The 17155-nt window shown below is 60.2% G+C and carries 14 protein-coding genes; 2 read left to right on the top strand and 12 right to left on the bottom strand.

Going from position 1 to position 17155, the window contains the following annotated elements:
- Positions 1–12: 12 nt before the first annotated feature.
- From SIB38_RS11195 to SIB38_RS11145, 11 genes are all read right to left on the bottom strand, one after another.
- Positions 13–831, bottom strand: a complete 819-nt coding sequence (locus SIB38_RS11195; protein WP_412552036.1) for a DUF2189 domain-containing protein — start codon at positions 829–831, stop codon at positions 13–15.
- 111 nt (positions 832–942) lie between these two features.
- Complete coding sequence (locus SIB38_RS11190; protein WP_294113675.1) at positions 943–2370, bottom strand: amidase; 1428 nt, start codon at positions 2368–2370, stop codon at positions 943–945.
- 177 nt (positions 2371–2547) lie between these two features.
- Positions 2548–3675: a peptide chain release factor 2 gene (gene prfB / locus SIB38_RS11185; protein ID WP_294113677.1), complete on the bottom strand. Its 1128-nt coding sequence runs from the start codon at positions 3673–3675 to the stop codon at positions 2548–2550.
- Between the two features lie 137 nt (positions 3676–3812).
- Positions 3813–5537: a methyl-accepting chemotaxis protein gene (locus SIB38_RS11180; RefSeq protein WP_412550153.1), complete on the bottom strand. Its 1725-nt coding sequence runs from the start codon at positions 5535–5537 to the stop codon at positions 3813–3815.
- A gap of 48 nt (positions 5538–5585) precedes the next feature.
- Positions 5586–6125, bottom strand: a complete 540-nt coding sequence (locus tag SIB38_RS11175) for a hypothetical protein (RefSeq protein WP_294113680.1) — start codon at positions 6123–6125, stop codon at positions 5586–5588.
- Between the two features lie 200 nt (positions 6126–6325).
- Positions 6326–8881 (bottom strand): penicillin-binding protein 1A, encoded by a 2556-nt coding sequence (locus tag SIB38_RS11170; protein WP_294113681.1) that lies wholly within the window; start codon positions 8879–8881, stop codon positions 6326–6328.
- Between the two features lie 123 nt (positions 8882–9004).
- The gene (locus SIB38_RS11165; RefSeq protein ID WP_412550152.1) at positions 9005–9334 is read right to left on the bottom strand and encodes a hypothetical protein; all 330 of its coding nucleotides are present in this window, start codon (positions 9332–9334) and stop codon (positions 9005–9007) included.
- Between the two features lie 381 nt (positions 9335–9715).
- Complete coding sequence (locus SIB38_RS11160; protein ID WP_294113685.1) at positions 9716–10360, bottom strand: glutathione S-transferase family protein; 645 nt, start codon at positions 10358–10360, stop codon at positions 9716–9718.
- Between the two features lie 93 nt (positions 10361–10453).
- Entirely contained in the window at positions 10454–10885 is a 432-nt protein-coding gene (locus SIB38_RS11155) for an NUDIX hydrolase (protein WP_294113687.1), read from the bottom strand.
- Positions 10886–10996: 111 nt separating this feature from the next.
- Positions 10997–12226, bottom strand: coding sequence for an N-acetylmuramoyl-L-alanine amidase (locus SIB38_RS11150; protein WP_294113690.1), 1230 nt, complete (start codon positions 12224–12226; stop codon positions 10997–10999).
- Between the two features lie 150 nt (positions 12227–12376).
- The gene (locus tag SIB38_RS11145; protein ID WP_294113692.1) at positions 12377–13528 is read right to left on the bottom strand and encodes a pyridoxal phosphate-dependent aminotransferase; all 1152 of its coding nucleotides are present in this window, start codon (positions 13526–13528) and stop codon (positions 12377–12379) included.
- Positions 13529–13569: 41 nt separating this feature from the next.
- Here SIB38_RS11145 and SIB38_RS11140 point away from each other — a divergent pair, with 41 nt between their 5' ends.
- Both SIB38_RS11140 and SIB38_RS11135 read left to right on the top strand, forming a co-directional pair.
- Positions 13570–14916 (top strand): M48 family metalloprotease, encoded by a 1347-nt coding sequence (locus SIB38_RS11140; RefSeq protein WP_412550151.1) that lies wholly within the window; start codon positions 13570–13572, stop codon positions 14914–14916.
- Positions 14917–14926: 10 nt separating this feature from the next.
- Complete coding sequence (locus SIB38_RS11135) at positions 14927–15682, top strand: DsbA family protein (protein WP_366010370.1); 756 nt, start codon at positions 14927–14929, stop codon at positions 15680–15682.
- A gap of 205 nt (positions 15683–15887) precedes the next feature.
- On the opposite strand, the gene SIB38_RS11130 is transcribed toward SIB38_RS11135, so the two are convergent.
- On the bottom strand, positions 15888–17105 hold the full coding sequence (locus SIB38_RS11130) for a helix-turn-helix domain-containing protein (protein WP_294113696.1): 1218 nt from the start codon (positions 17103–17105) through the stop codon (positions 15888–15890).
- Between the last annotated feature and the right edge of the window lie 50 nt (positions 17106–17155).

The raw sequence follows: 17155 nt of genomic DNA, 5'->3' as shown, positions 1-17155 counted from the left end.
GCCTGCCCCTGCTTAGCTGTCCTGCGCACCCGCCGCTTTGATCTGCGCGTACAGATGCCAACTGCCATGGCCCAGGACGGGAAGGCAAATCAACAAACCGAGAAACCCGGGGATCAGCGCGGCAAAGGTCAAGCCCGCGACCATCGCCGCCCAGACGAGCATCACAACAAAATGGTTCTGCACATAGGCAAAGCTGGTGATCATTGCGGTCACAAAATCAATCTCCCGATCCAGCAACAGCGGCAACGACAACACCGTGATCATGTACAGCAGCAGCGCAAACAGAAACCCGACGATCGAGCCCACCAGCAGCATCGTGATGCCGTTTGTGGTGGTGTAGATCTCAAAGGAACTCGACACATTGGTCATCGGTGCCAGCCCCAGAAACAGCGCAAAAATCATATGCGCCAGAAAGAACCAGAACAGGAACACAATGATGATGATGGCGCATATCGACGGCAACTGCCTTTTGCTCTGGCGCCAGACCACACCGGCAATCAACGGCCAATTGATCTCCCAGCCGCGCTCCAACCTCAGCGACACTTCGTACAGTCCCACTGCAGCAAACGGCCCCAACAGCGGAAAGCCAATCGCCGCAAACGTCAGCCAATAACTCTGCCCGCTCGCCACCGTCAGCCAGGTCATCAGCCAGCCGCCAATCACGTAAAACAGGCCAAAGCCAATGCCATACATCGGCTTGCGGAGAAAATCGCGCAGCCCCAACCGCAGCGACTGTCCCAACATGCCCACCGAAACATCGCCCAACGCGGGCGCCCCGTGGTCGCGCTCGCCATTGGCGGTGCGCGCAGCAGACAGTTGCGTTTCGTTCATGGGTTTACTCGTGGTGCGTTGGTCCTCCGCACCCACATTGGTCTCCTCAGACATGCGCCCTCCCCGCGCCTGCTCGCTCCCCTGCGATCAAAGCTGGTTTGCTATCTTAAATCAACCGTTTGCGCTGTACGGCGGGCGTTTATTGGGCCAGTTGGTCGCCGCGTGGTAGGCCTGCGCAATCTCCAGCACCCGCACATCCGTGCCTTTGGCGCCAATGATCTGCATGCCCATCGGCAGGCCTTCATCGCTAAACCCCACCGGCACGCTGATCGCAGGCAACCCAAGCAAGCTCGCAGGCACCATCACCTGCATCCAGCGGTGGTAGGTGTCCATGGTCACACCAGCAATCTCCTTGGGCCAATCCCACTCTGCCGGGAAAGGGAACACCTGCGCCACGGGCAACACCAAAACCTCATAAGTTTCAAACAGCTTGGCCGCCGCGGCAAACCATTCCGACCGCACCTTGGTGGCACAATGCAACGCCATCGCCCCCATCTCCATACCGCGCTTGATTTCCCACTGCGCCGCAGGCTTGAGCCGCCCTCGCGTGGCCTCATCCTCATAAAGCGCGGCCAACTCCCCGGCCAAGGCAAAGGCCCGCAAGTCGCTCCAGCTCTGGAACATCGCTTCCGCATCAAAAGGCGGCGCCACATCTTCCACCTCCGCGCCCAACTCCCGAAGTACGCCAAGCCCTGTCTCACAAAGCGGCAAAATCCCCGCTTCCATCGGCATCACCCCGCCCCAGTCGCCCAACCAGCCAACCTTCGCGCCAGCGACATCACAGGCCTCCGGCAAGTCCCAGTCCCGCTCTGGCATATTAAACGGCACCCCCGGCTCGGCTTCGGCCATCACCGACAGCAACAGCGCACAATCGCGCGGACTGCGCCCCATCGGACCAATGGTGGACAACTGCTGCCAGAAGCTCTCCGCCCCAACCTCTTTGGGCACGGTCCCCCAGCTTGGCCGGAAGCCATAAACGTTGTTCCACCCGGCTGGATTGCGCAGGCTGCCCATCATGTCACTACCGTCTGCCAGCGCCACCATGTTCATCGCCAAAGCCGCGCCAGCCCCGCCGGAACTGCCCCCTGCCGTCCGACTGGCATCAAAGGGGTTCAACGTCACCCCATGCACCGGATTGTAACTGTGGGAGCCCAACCCAAATTCCGGGACATTGGTCTTACCAATGAAAATCGCCCCTGCCGCCCGCATCCGCGCCACAAAGGCACTGTCGCTGTCCGCCACCCGATCGGCAAACAACGGGCTGCCTTCAGTGGTCCGCATGCCTTTGACATCTGAAAGCGCTTTCACCGCAATGGGCATGCCATGCAACGCGCCGCGCTCGGCAACCGGCACCGCATCCGCGTACCGCCCCTCCGCCAACAACACCTCAGAGTCCCGTAAGTCCACAATAGCGTTCACCGCAGGATTGCGCGCTTCAATCCGCGCCAAAGTCGCCGCCATCACGGCCTCCGCGCTCAGATCCCCGCCACGCATCGCCGCTGCCAACTGGCCCGCATCCCAATCCAGAAACTCTGCCATACCCTGCTCCTCTTCCCGTTCAGAGGATCATGAACAGGTTAAACACACAAGCGCACGCACAAACAAAAAGCGCCCCATCTCCCGATGAAGCGCCTGCACATTCTCATTCCACAAATATCCTGGGGGAGTCACCGCGCGCGGTGACGGGGGCAAAGCCCCCACAAACCGGCTATTAAGTTAGTCCTCAGACTGCGCATCCGCGCGGCTCATGCCGGACACGTCCATCGCCAATGTCGCCGCCATCAACCCATCCAGATCGCCATCCAGCACGCCTTTGGTGTCGCTGGTCTCATAGCTGGTGCGCAGGTCTTTCACCATCTGATAGGGCTGCAACACGTAAGAGCGGATCTGGTTGCCCCAGCCAGCGTCACCGGCGTTTTCATGCACCTCGTTCACCAGCGCAGAGCGCTTGTCGAGCTCGATCTGATACAGCCGCGACTTCAGCGCTTTCATGGCAATGTCACGGTTCTGGTGCTGCGACTTCTCAGAGCTTGTCACCACAATCCCGGTGGGGTGGTGGGTAATCCGCACCGCCGAGTCGGTGGTGTTCACGTGCTGACCACCGGCGCCCGAGGAGCGATACGTATCGATCCGAATGTCTGCCGGGTTCACCTCAATCTCGATGTTGTCATCCACCACCGGATAGACCTTCACCGACGTAAACGACGTGTGGCGTTTGGCGGCGCTATCAAACGGCGAAATCCGCACCAAGCGGTGCACGCCGCTTTCGGACTTCAGCCAGCCATAGGCGTTGTGCCCGGAAATCTTATAGGCCGCCGATTTGATGCCCGCTTCTTCGCCCGCGCTCTCGGCCTGCAGCTCAACCTTGTAGCCTTTCTTCTCAGCCCAGCGCACATACATCCGCGCCAGCATGCTGGCCCAGTCACAGCTCTCCGTGCCGCCCGCACCAGAGTTGATCTCCAGGAAGGTGTCATTGCCATCGGCCTCACCATCCAGCAGCGCTTCCAGCTCTTTCTCCGCCGCCTTGACCGCCAGCGCCTTCAGCGCTTCTTCGGCCTCGGCCACAACCTCCTCATCCTCTTCCATCTCGCCCAATTCAATCAGCTCGATGTTGTCAGACAGCTCGGTCTCAATCGCGGTCACATTGTCCATCGCGTCCACCAAAGTCTGACGCTCCCGCATCAGCTTCTGCGCCGCTGCGGCGTCATCCCACAGGTTCGGATCTTCCACCCGCGCGTTGAACTCTTCCAGCCGATAGGCCGCAGTTTCCCAATCCATGCGCTGGCGCAACAGGGTCAGGGATTTTTCGATCTCTGTAACGGTGTTCTGAGCTTCAGCGCGCATGGGAAAAGACCTTCTTATGGGTTCAGATCAGCGTGATAGCGCAGCCCCGCCTGCCCCGCAAGTGACGACGCACGGCCAAGCGCTTCGCCCAGCCGTGCGTCATAGAGTTTTTCAGTGTGATCAGCTGGCTGCAGTGCTCACGCTGCCCGGCGCGCCGTGCCTTCCGGTGTCACCTTGAACACCGACACCTGCCCGGCCAGCTCACTGGCGTCGCTGTGCAGCACGGTGCTGGCGGCGGCGGTCTCTTCCACCATGGCGGCGTTTTGCTGGGTCACACGATCCAGCTCCGCCACACCACGGTTGATCCCGCTCAGGGTGTCCGCCTGACGCGCTGCGCCGTCGGCAATGCCGCTGATGTGCTCGGACACGGTGGCCACGCCACTGATGATCTTGGTCAACTCGTGGCCAGTGCAGCCCACCAATCGGACGCCCTCGTCCACGTGAGTCGCACTTTCGTTGATCAACTCTTTGATCTCCGCTGCAGACTCAGACGACCGCTGCGCCAGAGCGCGCACTTCGGAAGCCACAACCGCAAAGCCGCGCCCCGCGTCCCCGGCCCGCGCCGCTTCCACACCCGCGTTCAGCGCCAGCAGGTTGGTCTGGAACGAGATGTCGTCAATCACCGAGATGATCTGCGAAATTTTATCTGAAGACGCCTGAATCAACGACATCGCATCGACCGCTTGTTGCACCACATTGCCGCTGGATTGCACCGTCCGTTTTGTCCCCGCAACGATGGTTTCCACATTCCGGGCGCCTTCGGCAGCCGCGCTCACGCTGGCGGTCAACTCTTCCATCGCATGGGCGGTTTGCTCCAGCGTGGAGGCCTGGCTTTCGGTGCGGGTCGCCAGCGAGGTCGAAGACTCGCCAATCTCCTTGGAGCTTGCGCGAATGCGGTGGGAGTTCTCCACCACGGTTTCCATAATCGACACCAGCGTGACCAACGTGTTGTTGTAGTTCTCCCGCAGCGGCTCATAGCCTGCCGAGAAACGTTGCGCGATTGGATGGGTCAGATCGCCCTCGGCCAACCGCTGCAGCGCCGCTGTCAGCGCCTCAACCACACGGTCCTGCTCCTGCTGAGCCAGCTTCTGCTCCTGTTCCACTTCATGGGCTTCGGCCAGCTGCACTTTCAGGCCTTCAACCGTGCGGGAAATCCCGCCAATCTCGTCCCCGCGCTCTACGTGTTTTGCAGGCGTGTCATAGCGCCCCTCGGCAATGTCACGCACCACTTCGCGCACATCCTGCAGCGGATGGGATACCACGGTGCGGATCACCCAAGCGCACAGCGTACACATCACCAGAAAAACCACACCGGCGGTGGCAATTGACAGCATATTCGCCGCTTGGGCCTGCGCCAGTGCCTGATCCGGAGACCAAATGATCGCCACAGAGCCGGCAATCTTGCTGCCGTCTTTGCCGCTGCGCGCCGGCTCTGCCATTACATAGCCGCTTTCAGACCGCGCCGCTTTCCCGCTTTGCAGTGTTTTCTTAGCCAGCGCCGCAACGTCAGAGCCCGCGCCGCTTGGCTTGACACCGGAAGACCCAATGGCTTCGCCCGCTTTGTTGAAAGCCACCGCATACAACGCCTGCCCGTCTGCCCGCGCCAAAGTGGTGTCCAGAATGGTCTGCAGGGACTCGGTGTCGCCAAAGCGGATGGCACCGCTGGCGTTGGCTGCCGTGGAACTGGTCATCTCGGTGGCCAGTTGCAACAGACCGTTTTTGATCGACTTGGTCACCTGACGCTGGGAATCCACGGTCAGCATCGTGGCCACGATCAACGTGGTGCCCACAATCAACAGCGTGGCTTTTAAAAACACAGACAGCTTATCAAACAACGCCAGAACCGACGAAAACAACTTCATATTCTACTCCTGAAGAGACTGCGATCCCTGGAGGGGATCGCACAGCAATTATTCGAGGGTTTCTGCGTCCACACCAACGGTGATCGCGCCAATGCCGGTTCCGGTGTCCGGGTCCACAATGGTCATCGAAATCTGCACCTGATAGGTGCGGGTGGAGTCGTCCAGTTCCACTTCGCTGAAGTGATAGGCCTCCGGTCCCACGCTGTAAGTCTGCTGGTATTTGGCTTCGTCACCCTGCCACATGTCGGAGTTCACACCCGATAGCGCCACGTTCAGACCAACCGAATCCATCAGGGCAATCTCGGTGATCTGACCGGCGGAGGCTTCAACCTGCGTCCGCAGGAAATCGGCCGCCGGGTTTTCGATCACAGGTGTGATGGTCGGGGTCGCCGCTGCGCCCACTTCGGCACGCCAGGTGGTGTCCATCTGGTCGATGGTCGCCTGATCGTACCCCGCGGTCACGTCGTTCTGCGCCTTGATCGCAGACACCAAGATCGGATCCTGTGCCCAGGTGCGGATGTTGTCGTTCAGGAATGCTGCCATGGCAGGTTCATACTCGTTGGCCACAACAGGTGTCGCGGCCAGCATGGCCACAACGGCAAAAGCGTTTTTTTCATTGGAGGAGTCCTTGTTAGGCTGCAATTTGCTGCGCCTGCATAGGAGCCAAGTGTTGCCGCCTCGTTAACTGGACTGAGCGTTTGCGCGACCTGCGACATTCTGCACAAAAAAGCGGAAACCGCTTCCGGCTCCCGCTCATATTTCACTTTCCGGAGAGTGACTTACAGCGCTTAGTACAACCCACCAGAGCTGACCGTGCCAAAGTCCGCCTTTGGCCCCACAACCCCGGTGCCGCCGGACGAGGTGGTCACCTGACGGCCACGCGACGAGGCCACTTCTTCCACCAGCGGCAAGTTGCTGCCCATGGCAAAGCCACCGTCATAGGCGATACCAAAGATTGGCTCCTCACCGTCTCGGAAGTACTCCGCCACCACACTGGCGCCGCTGGCATCATTGTCCAAACGTGCACCGGTATAACGGTCGATCTTGATAAAGTGGCCACCCGGCGGTACGCGGAATTTCCCGCCACCGTATTTCTTGATCGCCTCTTTCATGAACTCCTGGAACACCGGTCCGCATGTCGTACCACCATAGGTGCCCGCCCCCAAAGGGCGCGGCCGGTCGTGACCAATGTAGCACCCCGCCACAATGTTGCTGGTGAAACCCACAAACCACACGTCTTTGGCTTCGTTGGTGGTCCCGGTCTTGCCTGCGACAGGCACCGGCAGGTTGATCTGGCTCGACGCGGTCCCCCGGCTCACAACCCCTTCCATCATCGAAGTCAGCTGATAGGCGGTGATCGCATCCATCACCCGCTCACGGTTGGTCACAATACGTGGCCCCCGGCTCTCTGGCACACTTGGGTCCAGACAATCAGTACATTCTCGCTGATCGTGGCGGTAAATCGTCTTACCATAACGGTCCTGCACGCGGTCGACCAAGGTCGGCTCCACACGCTCACCACCGTTGGCGAACATCGCATAGGCCGCGACCATCTGATAGAGCGTGGTCTCATCCGCACCCAGAGAGTTGGCCAAAAACGCGCCCATGTTGTCATAGACGCCAAAACGCTCTGCATAGCGCGCCACGGTCTCCATCCCAACTTCCTGCGCCAGACGAATGGTCATCAGGTTCCGGCTCATCTCAATACCGGTCCTGAGCGGCGTTGGGCCGTAAAATTTGTTGGTCGAGTTCTTAGGACGCCACACACCTTGGGGCGTGTTGATTTCAATTGGCGCGTCAATCACGATCGTCGCCGGGGAATAGCCACTGTCCAGCGCCGAAGCATAGACAAACGGCTTAAAGCTGGAACCCGGCTGACGCTTCGCCTGTGTCGCCCGGTTGAACACCGTGTCTTGATAGCTGAAGCCCCCCTGCATGGCGATCACACGGCCGTTGTTGACGTCCATGGCCATAAAGCCGCCCTGCACCTCCGGCACCTGCCGCAGCGACCAGCGGATAAAGCTACCGTCTCTGTCCTTGGTCATCGCCCGCACCAGCACCACGTCGCCTTTGGAGACTAGATCGCCCGCCACCTTGGCCTTGCGCGCCAAAGTGCCGTCTTCCAACCGCTTACGCGCCCACTGCGCGTCCTTGGCTGGAATCCAATGGCCGTCATCGTCCTCATCGACACCTTCAATGCCAACGCGCGCATCGTTGCTGCCCACTTCCAGCACCACCGCCGGATGCCACTGGCCTTCCAGATCCACATCGCGCGGGATTTCAACCGCACTCAGCGCCTCACGCCAGGCCGCCTCGTCGCCAAGCACCTCGTCTGGCAACACCTCACCCGTGCCACGCCACACACCGCGCGAACGGTCATATTTCTCAAGTGCCCGACGCAACGCCTTTGCCGCCACATCCTGCATTTCCGGATCTTCTGTGGACCGCACCGCCATGCCGCCGGAGAAGAACTCGTCTTCGCCAAAATCACGGCTCAGCTGGCGCCGAATTTCATCGGTGAAGTAATCCCGCGGCGGACGCTCGGTCTTGTAGCTCTCATAATCGCCGTTCTGCACCGACTTCAGCGGCAGCTCACGCTCGCTCTCATAAACCGCCTGCGTAATCACGCCATTCTCGGCCATTTCCTTGAGCACAAAGTTCCGCCGTGCCAGAACCCGATCCATGTTACGCACCGGGTGGAACTTGCCCGGCGCTTTTGGCATCGACGCCAGCGTCGCCGCCTCATGCGGTGCCAGCTCTTCCAAAGTCTTGTTGAAATAGGTCTGCGCCGCCGCCGCGACCCCATAGGAGTTTTGACCGAGGAAAATCTCGTTCATGTACAGCTCAAGGATCTGATCCTTGGACAGCGTATCCTCCACCCGTGTCGCCAGGATGATCTCTTTGATTTTACGTTCAATTTTCCGGTCACCGGAGAGCAGGAAGTTTTTCATCACCTGCTGCGTGATCGTCGACGCCCCGCGCACGTTGGAGCCCCGCGACTGCACCGCCTCCACAGCTGCCGCCGCGATACCACGTGCGTCATAACCGGAGTGCGTATAGAAGTTTTTGTCTTCCGCCGAGATAAACGCCTCTTTCACCAGCTCCGGAATCTCATCGGCTGGCACAAACAGACGGCGCTCTTTGGCAAATTCATCAATAATATGCCCCTCACCGGAATAAATCCGGCTGATCGTCGGCGGCTTATACTGCGCCAAGCTCTCATGGCTGGGCAGCTCCTGCCCATAAATCCAGAACACCGCCCCAATAGAGAGCGCCACCACGGCAATCCCCATGGTCACAAACGTAAAAATGGTCCCGAAGAACGAGAGGATGAATCGTATCACGCTGGAGGCCTTCTGAAGTCGCGTCTCAAGGCCCCTCTATATAGGGGGGCGATAGCGGGGTCAAAACACCTTGCTGCGATTGTTATGGGTGGGCGTGGTTTTGCCGGACCCACCCCACAAGAGTTACTTCACGTTCAGGTCACCGGAATGCTCCAGCGCCGCCTTGGCACATAGGATTAGCGCATCAAACCGGCTCTCTTGCAGGTTCAAAAAATAGCTCGGCAATTTGTCTCCGGCCCAGAAAACGACCTCCTCCCCGTCCGACATCTTTCCTTTGCCGCGCCCGGTCCCAGTGTGTTTGTGGTAATAGGCAAAGCGGGCACGTCCCGTGCGCCCGTCATCGCAGCTCACATTGGCCTTCGCCGCCCCAAACACCGTCCGCTTAAACGTCCCGCGGCAGGTGACTCCTAGATTGGTCTGCGCCGCGATCCGACCATTTTCAATGCCATGCACTTCGCCGAAAAACAGCTCATTTGGCGCCCCCAGAATGCACCCGATGACCCGGGTGCATTGGTTGCCGCGATCGGTGCATTTTGAGCCGGCATGCCCGGCCCCTGCCCCCACTGTCAGCGTTGCTACGCAAAACGTGAGAATTGACGTCGTTCTGGAAAATAGGGTCACAGGGAGCGCCTCGTGAATTGCCATTTGGTGACGGCCAGCCGTGGCTTCACCAGTCAAACCGATGTTTAGCGCCTCCTTTTGGCAAACGGCAACTTCAATATGCACAGGGCGAAGAAACGATCACCTAAAAGGCGAGCCGGTCCCCAGTTCCCTAACAAAGTAAGGGCGACACACACGGTGCCGCCCAACCTTCAAACTGTTTGGTCGTTTGATCTACTCCGCAGCCACCGGGAATCGCTCCCCCTCCCGCAGCTCAATCGCCTCAGCCCTTTGAAAGGCCGCGCGCGTTTTCAGGCGAGCCAGATACTCGCCAATGGGCCCGTCTTGTGGGATCAAGCCAATCATCTGCCCAAAGACAAGGTTGTTTCCAAGAGCCACATCCGCTGCAGTGAACGTCTCGCCCAACAGCCAAGGCCCCTCGGCCAATCCATCCGCCAGTACCTCCATCATCTGCTCAAACGAGCCCCAGGCCACAGTCGACGGCGACACTTCCCACTCAAACAGCTTCTGAGCATAGGCCGGCTCCATAATCGCACTGGCAAAGAACATCCAGCGGAGGTACTCGGCCCGCTTAGCGTCCGTCACCGCAGGCGCCAAACCCGCCGCCGCATAGAGATCCGCCAGATAAATCGCCATCGCGCCGATCTCTGGCACAGGCGTTTCCCCATCCACCACCAACGGCACTTTCCCCATCGGGTGCATCGCCAAATAATCCGCCTGTTTGTGACGGCCAGTGGCAAAATCAAAGCTTTCCAACTGGTACGGTTCGCCCAATTCCTCCAACAGCCAAAGCGCCGCAAAAGAGCGGGTGCGCGGGGCGAAATACAGGGTCAGGTTTGCAGGGGTGGTCTCAGACATTGTCTTTCCTCATGATTTGTCTCCATGAGGGGATAGGCACTAAGGTGACAGTTTATGTCCTATATGTGCCACCACGATCCGACGAATATTGACTTAGGCCACCTCCCGCTCCGCGAGATAGTCCGACAGCCGCGCCCGCATCATGGGCACCACATTGCTCATCCGCAAAAACCGCGCCACGTCCCACATCCGCCAGGCCTGCCCTTCCGCACCCAGCCGGATACGGTTGATGTCCAGCTCCGGCACCTCGGCAACGAAGAACCAGGTTGTACTCTTTCCATCCAAATCGGAGACATACTGACGTTTCCAGCGCAGGTCTGCTTCTCTCAACGTAAGTGACAACTCTTCCTTGAGTTCGCGCAACACACAGGCTTCCGGGCTTTCATCCGCGTCCCGCCCACCACCGGGCAAATCCCACATATCCGGATAGGGAATCTCAGGATCCTTGTCGCGCAGGATCGACACCAAGCGATCCCCTCTCAAAAGCGCCAGCTTGGCCCCGTGAAACCCGTCTGTCTCCTGCATTGCTGTCCGCCCTCTGTGCCTGCCAATTGCGGCCCACTCGACAAACTTCGCCGCTCAAAGGAAAGCGGTTTCCCGCCACCAAGACAAAACCAGCAACGCTCCGCCGACGCTCTACTGACGCACCAGAGCCCGTGCCGCCTTGTCTTCGACCACCCAGGCCAGCAACCCGTCGCGCAGCCCCGCCGCCATCGCTGCCCGCCAACCCGCGTCCTGCAAATTGGCCAGATCTTGCTGGCTCGACATAAAGCCCAGCTCCACCAGAACCGATGGCACATCCGCCGCCTTCAAAACCGAAAACCCACCGGTTCTCAGTGGTTTGCGATTCAACCTTACGGTGGTTTTCTTGAGTTCCCCCACCAGCGTCTCCGCCAACATCATCGTACGCGGCTGGGTCTCCAGACGCGCCAAATCGAGCAACACATCGGTCACCTCGTCATCTGCGCCGGACAGGTCCACGCCAGACAGAATATCCGCCCGATCATGACGCTCCGCCAACAAGGCAGAGGCCGCATCGCTGGCCTCTTCAGACAGCGTGTAAATCGTCGCGCCCTTGGCATTGCCCTGGCTTAAACTGTCCGCGTGCAACGACAAAAACACATCCGCCTGCGCCTGATGGGCAATCGCCACCCGCCCTTCCAGTGACACAAAGGCATCCTCATCACGGGTCAACACCACCTCAAACCCGCCAGCCCGGCGCAGTACATCCCGCAGTTCCCGCGCAAATAACAGCATCAGGTCTTTCTCCTGCGCCCCGTCCCGCTCGGCCCCCGGATCAATGCCGCCATGGCCTGGGTCAATTACTACCACCGTCGGCGCCCAATCCGGCTTGGCTTCCCGCGCAATCGCCGCGGTGTCCGCTGGCACCGGCAAATCCCAACGCGGATCATGTGGCGCGCCCGCCGTTTTGGCAAAGGCCAACGTATCACTTGGGGCCAACACCAGCTCCAGCCGCGCCCGTCCAGTGGCCTCTTCCACCACCATGCCCGCGCTTTCCACCGCAAAGGGACGCGCCAGATCAAGCACCATCCGGCTCCATCCAGGCCTATAGGCGCCAAACCGCACCGCCTCCACGCCGTCCACCGCGCCAAGTTCGTCGGCCGTCAGGTCTTCCCAATCAATCTCTTTGAAATCCAGCACCACCCGGCGCGGCTCATCCAGCGTGAACACCCGCCAGGGCACGCCTTGGCTCAAGCTCAACTTCAGCTCCGCCGCTCCGCGCCAGCCCTCTGACAGCCCGCTTTCTGCACGATCCAACCGTGCCAGCGCCGAAAACTCTTGTTCTTGCGCGCAGACCACACCGGCCCAAACCATCACAATAAAAGCCCAAAACACTCTGCTCATGCTGCCGCCTTGCCCGCTGTTGCGCGTCTTCTTTGGCGACACAGTACAACAGCGTGCCGCCCATCGCCACGCCGTGTGTTCTCATTCCGCAAATATCCTGGGGGAGTCGCCAAATGGCGACGGGGGCAACGCCCCCGATACTCTTACGCCTTAGACAAATCCACGCGCGGCCATGAACATCTTCAGCCGCGCCAGACCTTCTTCGATGTCCGCTGTACTGCGCGCATAGGAGAACCGCAGAGTCTGATGGCCGCGCACCGGATCAAAATCCAACCCCGGCGTTGCGGCCACCCCCGCTTCCTCCAACAACTCCCGTGCAAAGACTCGGCTATCTTGGGTAAAGCCGCTCACATCCACGTAGAAGTAAAACGCCCCATCCGGTGGTGCAAACTGCGTGAACCCTGCTTTTGGCAAGCCCTCCGCCATCAAGGCCCGATTGGCGCGATACACCGCCATATTGGCTTCCAGTTCCTCATGGCAATCCATCGCCGCCAAAGCTGCCACCTGGCTGGCATGGCTCGCGCAAATGAACATGTTCTGCGCCAGTCGCTCGATCTTGCGCACGTGATCGTCGGGCACAACCATCCAGCCAACACGCCAACCGGTCATGCTGAAATACTTGGAGAAACTGTTGATCACATAACACTCATCGGTGAGTTCCAGCGCCGTGACCGCCTTCGCCTCATATTCAATGCCATGGTAAATCTCGTCGCTGATGAAGGCCGCGTCTTTCTCACGACACAGATCAATCAACGCCCCCATCGCCGCATTATCGAGCATCGTCCCCGTTGGGTTTGCAGGCGAGGCCACCATCAGCCCTTCAAAATCCAACGCGCCCAAATCATCCGGCACCGGCTGCAACCGGTTTTCCGGCGCGGTCTGCACGTCCAGCGGCTGCAGGCTCAGCGCCTTCAGAATCTGGCGATAGCTGGGATAACCCGGTGCGCCAATCGCCACCCGTTCACCGGCATCAAACAACGCGGAAAACGCCAGCAAAAATGCCCCCGAGGAGCCCGGCGTGACAATCACCCGGCTCGGATCAAGGTCCACATTGTACCATTCGCCATACAGCTGCGCGATCCGTGCGCGCAGCGCTGGCAAGCCCAAAGCCACCGTGTAGCCCATCGCGTCTTCCGCCATCGCCTCGGTCAGCGCCTTGCGCGCGCCTTCCGGCGCCGCCGTGCCCGGCTGACCCACTTCCATATGGATGATGTGGCGCCCATCCGCCTCAGCCTGGCGCGCCGCTTCCATCACATCCATCACAATAAAGGGATCAACCGCCCCACGCCTTGAAGTCCGCATCAAATTCGTTCCTATTGTCGCTCATGAGGTTTCACCGCGAAATGACGGCGCCGTCAATCACCGCTTTGCGCGCCCGCGTCGTCACGCTGTTGACGGCGCTTGCGCTTGTGATCTCCTCAACCGCCGCCAACGCCGTGTCTTTGCTGCGTGACCCTGACATCGAACATGCCCTCCAACGCATGGCCGCCCCGGTGCTTTATGCCGCAGGGCTGGGCGGCAATATCAAAATCCTGATGGTCGACGACCAGCGCTTAAACGCCTTTGTCATCGACCACGGCCACATCTTCATCAACTCCGGCATGATCATGCGCATGAACACGCCGGAAATGCTGCAATCGGTGATCGCCCACGAAGCCGCCCATATCGCCAACGGACATATCGCGCGGCGTATGGCCAACCTCGATTCGGCCCGCACCACCGCCGGCCTTGGCCTCGCGCTAGGACTGGCCGCCGCCGCGGTCTCTGGACGCGGCGACGTCGGCGCAGCCCTGGCCTTTGGCACACAAAGCTCTGCCCTGCGACAGTTCCTTGCCCACACCCGTGCGGAAGAATCCTCCGCCGACCAATCCGGCATCCGCTACCTCGCCCGCGCCGGCATCGACCCGTCCGGCACGCTGGACGTGCACCGCCTGTTTGAAGGCCAGGAGCTCCTCGCTGCGTCCCGCCAAGACCCCTACATGCGTACCCACCCGCTGACTCGCGATCGCCTGCGCGCGGCCGAAGGCTTTGTGGCGGCCTATGCGGGCAATGCCAAACCCAACCCGGAACTCGACTACTGGTACGACCGCGCGCGCGGCAAAACCACCGCCTTCATCCGCCCCACCAAATGGACCCTGTCGCGCTATCAGGAAAGCAAAGCCGAAGACGTGCGCCACATGCGCCTCGCCGTGGCTTACCACCGGCAACAGAATACCGCCAAGGCGCTCTCCCACATCGACCAGGCCCTCGCCGCCCGCCCTGACGACGCCTATTACTACGAACTTAAGGCGCAAATCCTCCTGGAAAGCCGCCAGTTCCAAAACGCCGTCACAGCCTATAAAAGGGCTGATGCGCTTGCCCCCGGCAATGCCTTAATCCTCGGCGGACTTGGCCGCGCGCTTCTGACCGTGAACCGCCCCAAAGAAGCTCTGCAATATCTCGAAGCCGCCCGCGCCCGAGACTTCCGCGATGCACGGGTCCTGCGCGACCTCGGTTCCGCCTACGCGCAAACCAACCAGCACGGCATGGCCTCGCTTCTGGCCGCCGAACGCTACGCGCTCGCCAACCGACTGGACGACGCAGAAATCCACGCCCGCCGCGCCATGGCCCGCCTTCCCCAAGGCTCCAGCGCATTTAACCGGGCCGACGACATCGCCCGCGCTGCCAAGCGCCGCAAAGACAAGAAATGAGGAAAATCCCATGAGCACTTTGAAAACCAAACTGGCCAGTTCCGCCCTGGCACTCGCCTTGGCCGCCGCCCCTGCGCTGGCCTTTGACATCGACAAGCTGTCGGATGCCGAACGCGAAGCCTTCCGCGCCGAAGTCCGCGCCTACCTGCTGGAAAACCCGGAAGTCATCATGGAAGCCGTCGCTGTACTGGAAGAGCGCAGCGCCGCCGCCCAAGCCACCGCCGACTTTGATCTGGTGACCGCCAACGCCGACCGCCTGTTTGACGACGGCTACAGCTATGTCGGCGGCAATCTCGAAGGCGACATCACCATCGTGGAGTTTGTCGACTACCGCTGCGGCTACTGCCGCAAAGCCCATGACGAAGTGGCCGAGCTGATCAAATCAGACGGCAACATCCGTTTCATCGTAAAAGAATACCCGATCCTCGGCGAAGCCAGCGACCTCAGCTCCCGCTTTGCCATCGCGGTGAAGCAAAAGGTGGGTGATGAAGCTTACAAGCTAACCGCCGACACGCTGATCAAAATGCGCGGCGACGTAAACGAGAAATCCCTGCGCAAACTGGCCAAGGGTCTCGGCTTTGACGCGGACATGATCCTGGATCACATGGACGCGCCGGACGTGGAAAAAGAAATCGCCACCACCCGCGCCCTCGCCCGTGACCTGAACATCACCGGCACGCCAAGCTTTGTCTTCCACGACGAAATGGTGCGCGGCTACGTGCCGCTCAAAGGCATGCAGGCGATTGTAAAAGACAAACGCAGCTAAGTCTTCCGCCAACCAAACAGCTTAACACCGCAGCGCCCCCGTTGCGGTGTTTTGCGTCCCGCGCCCGTTGCGCAGCGCACGCTGGCTTCATCAGGCCGTTTCGAAAATTGGCACCTCCGCAATACAGCCGCGATACCGACAGAATACCGACGTAAAAAAACGGCCCCTGAGGGCCGTTAATTTTTTAGTCGTGAGCGAAATTGGATCACTCGTCTGCGACAACCACATTTTGCGCCGCCGCCAAAGCCACGATCTTTGCCAGTTCCGGATCACCGTTCAAATCCGCCACCGCAAAGCTCTCCTTGACCGAATCCGTTGCCAGCGCGAGGTTGCGCACCGTGCCGGTGCCTTCGCCTGCCGGACCGTAAAGCTCACCATTCACCTTGAAGTACACCGAACCGGACATACCGGCGCGCAGTGTGGGTGGCTCCTCCGTCGCAGGCAGGACATATTCCTCACCTGCGTCGAGAATTTTCTCAAACAAAACAGAGCCATCCGCTGCACGCACCCGCACCCACGCAGGCCGCACCGCCATCAGCACTAACTCTGGCGCGTCGTCCTCAACCACCTTTGGCACAGGCAGTTTGTCCTCAACCGGCGTAGCCATCGCCACAGCCGCAGGGATCTCCGGTGTAAACACACCGATGTTGTTGGGGTTCAGTTGCGAAATCGGCGCATCCCGCGCCACCAACACCGGCACATCCAGCGCCTGTGGGCGATACAAACGATCCAACGCCTCAGATGGCGCAAACACGCCTGCCCCGGCCGTCGCCACCTCTGTGCTCGCCCCGTCCGCATCTGTGGCCACAGGCGCACGCCCGGCCCCATCCAGCGGATCCAAGTCGCTCAGAACCACTGGAGATTGCTCCACCGGTGCCAGAGTAACCCGTTGAATTTCATTGAGAACCGACCAGCCGCCATAGCCAATCCCGGCGATCAGCGCGACCAGCACCAACGAGGAGCCAACCGCCCGCATCTCTACCCGCGACAGCAGCGATTCCTGCACCGGTGTGAACGGCGTGTTGGACGAGGAGAACGGATCATTGCCCGTCATCGCCGGCGCAATGGTCTCCGTCTTACGGGTGCCAGAGGCCTCCGCAGACATCCCATGTGCTGTGGAAAACCCACTTTCGGCGCAGAAAAACTCAAACGCCACTTCCGGATCCATATTCAGGTATCGTGCATAAGAGCGCACATACCCGGCAATAAATCCTGGCGTTTCAAAAGCAGAGGGATCGCAGTTTTCGATGGCTGCAATGTAGCTCGCTCGGATTCGCAGCTCCCGTTGCACATCCAGCAGCGACTTCCCCATAGTCGCTCGTTCGCCGCGCATCATGTCGCCAAGTTGCACGTCAAAATCGTCGTACCCTTTCGGGCCTTCGTCTACCGTTTCGGTATCGCGCTTGAATCTGCGCCCGATCATCCCACTGGCCTCTTATTGCACTGCCGGTTCTGAAAGTCCCCGATTCGAAC

This window comes from Shimia sp. MIT910701 (assembly GCF_047126315.1).
Classification (GTDB): domain Bacteria; phylum Pseudomonadota; class Alphaproteobacteria; order Rhodobacterales; family Rhodobacteraceae; genus Shimia.
The sequence above is the reverse complement of the archived record's forward strand: the minus strand, read 5'-3'. Positions and strand labels throughout refer to the sequence as shown.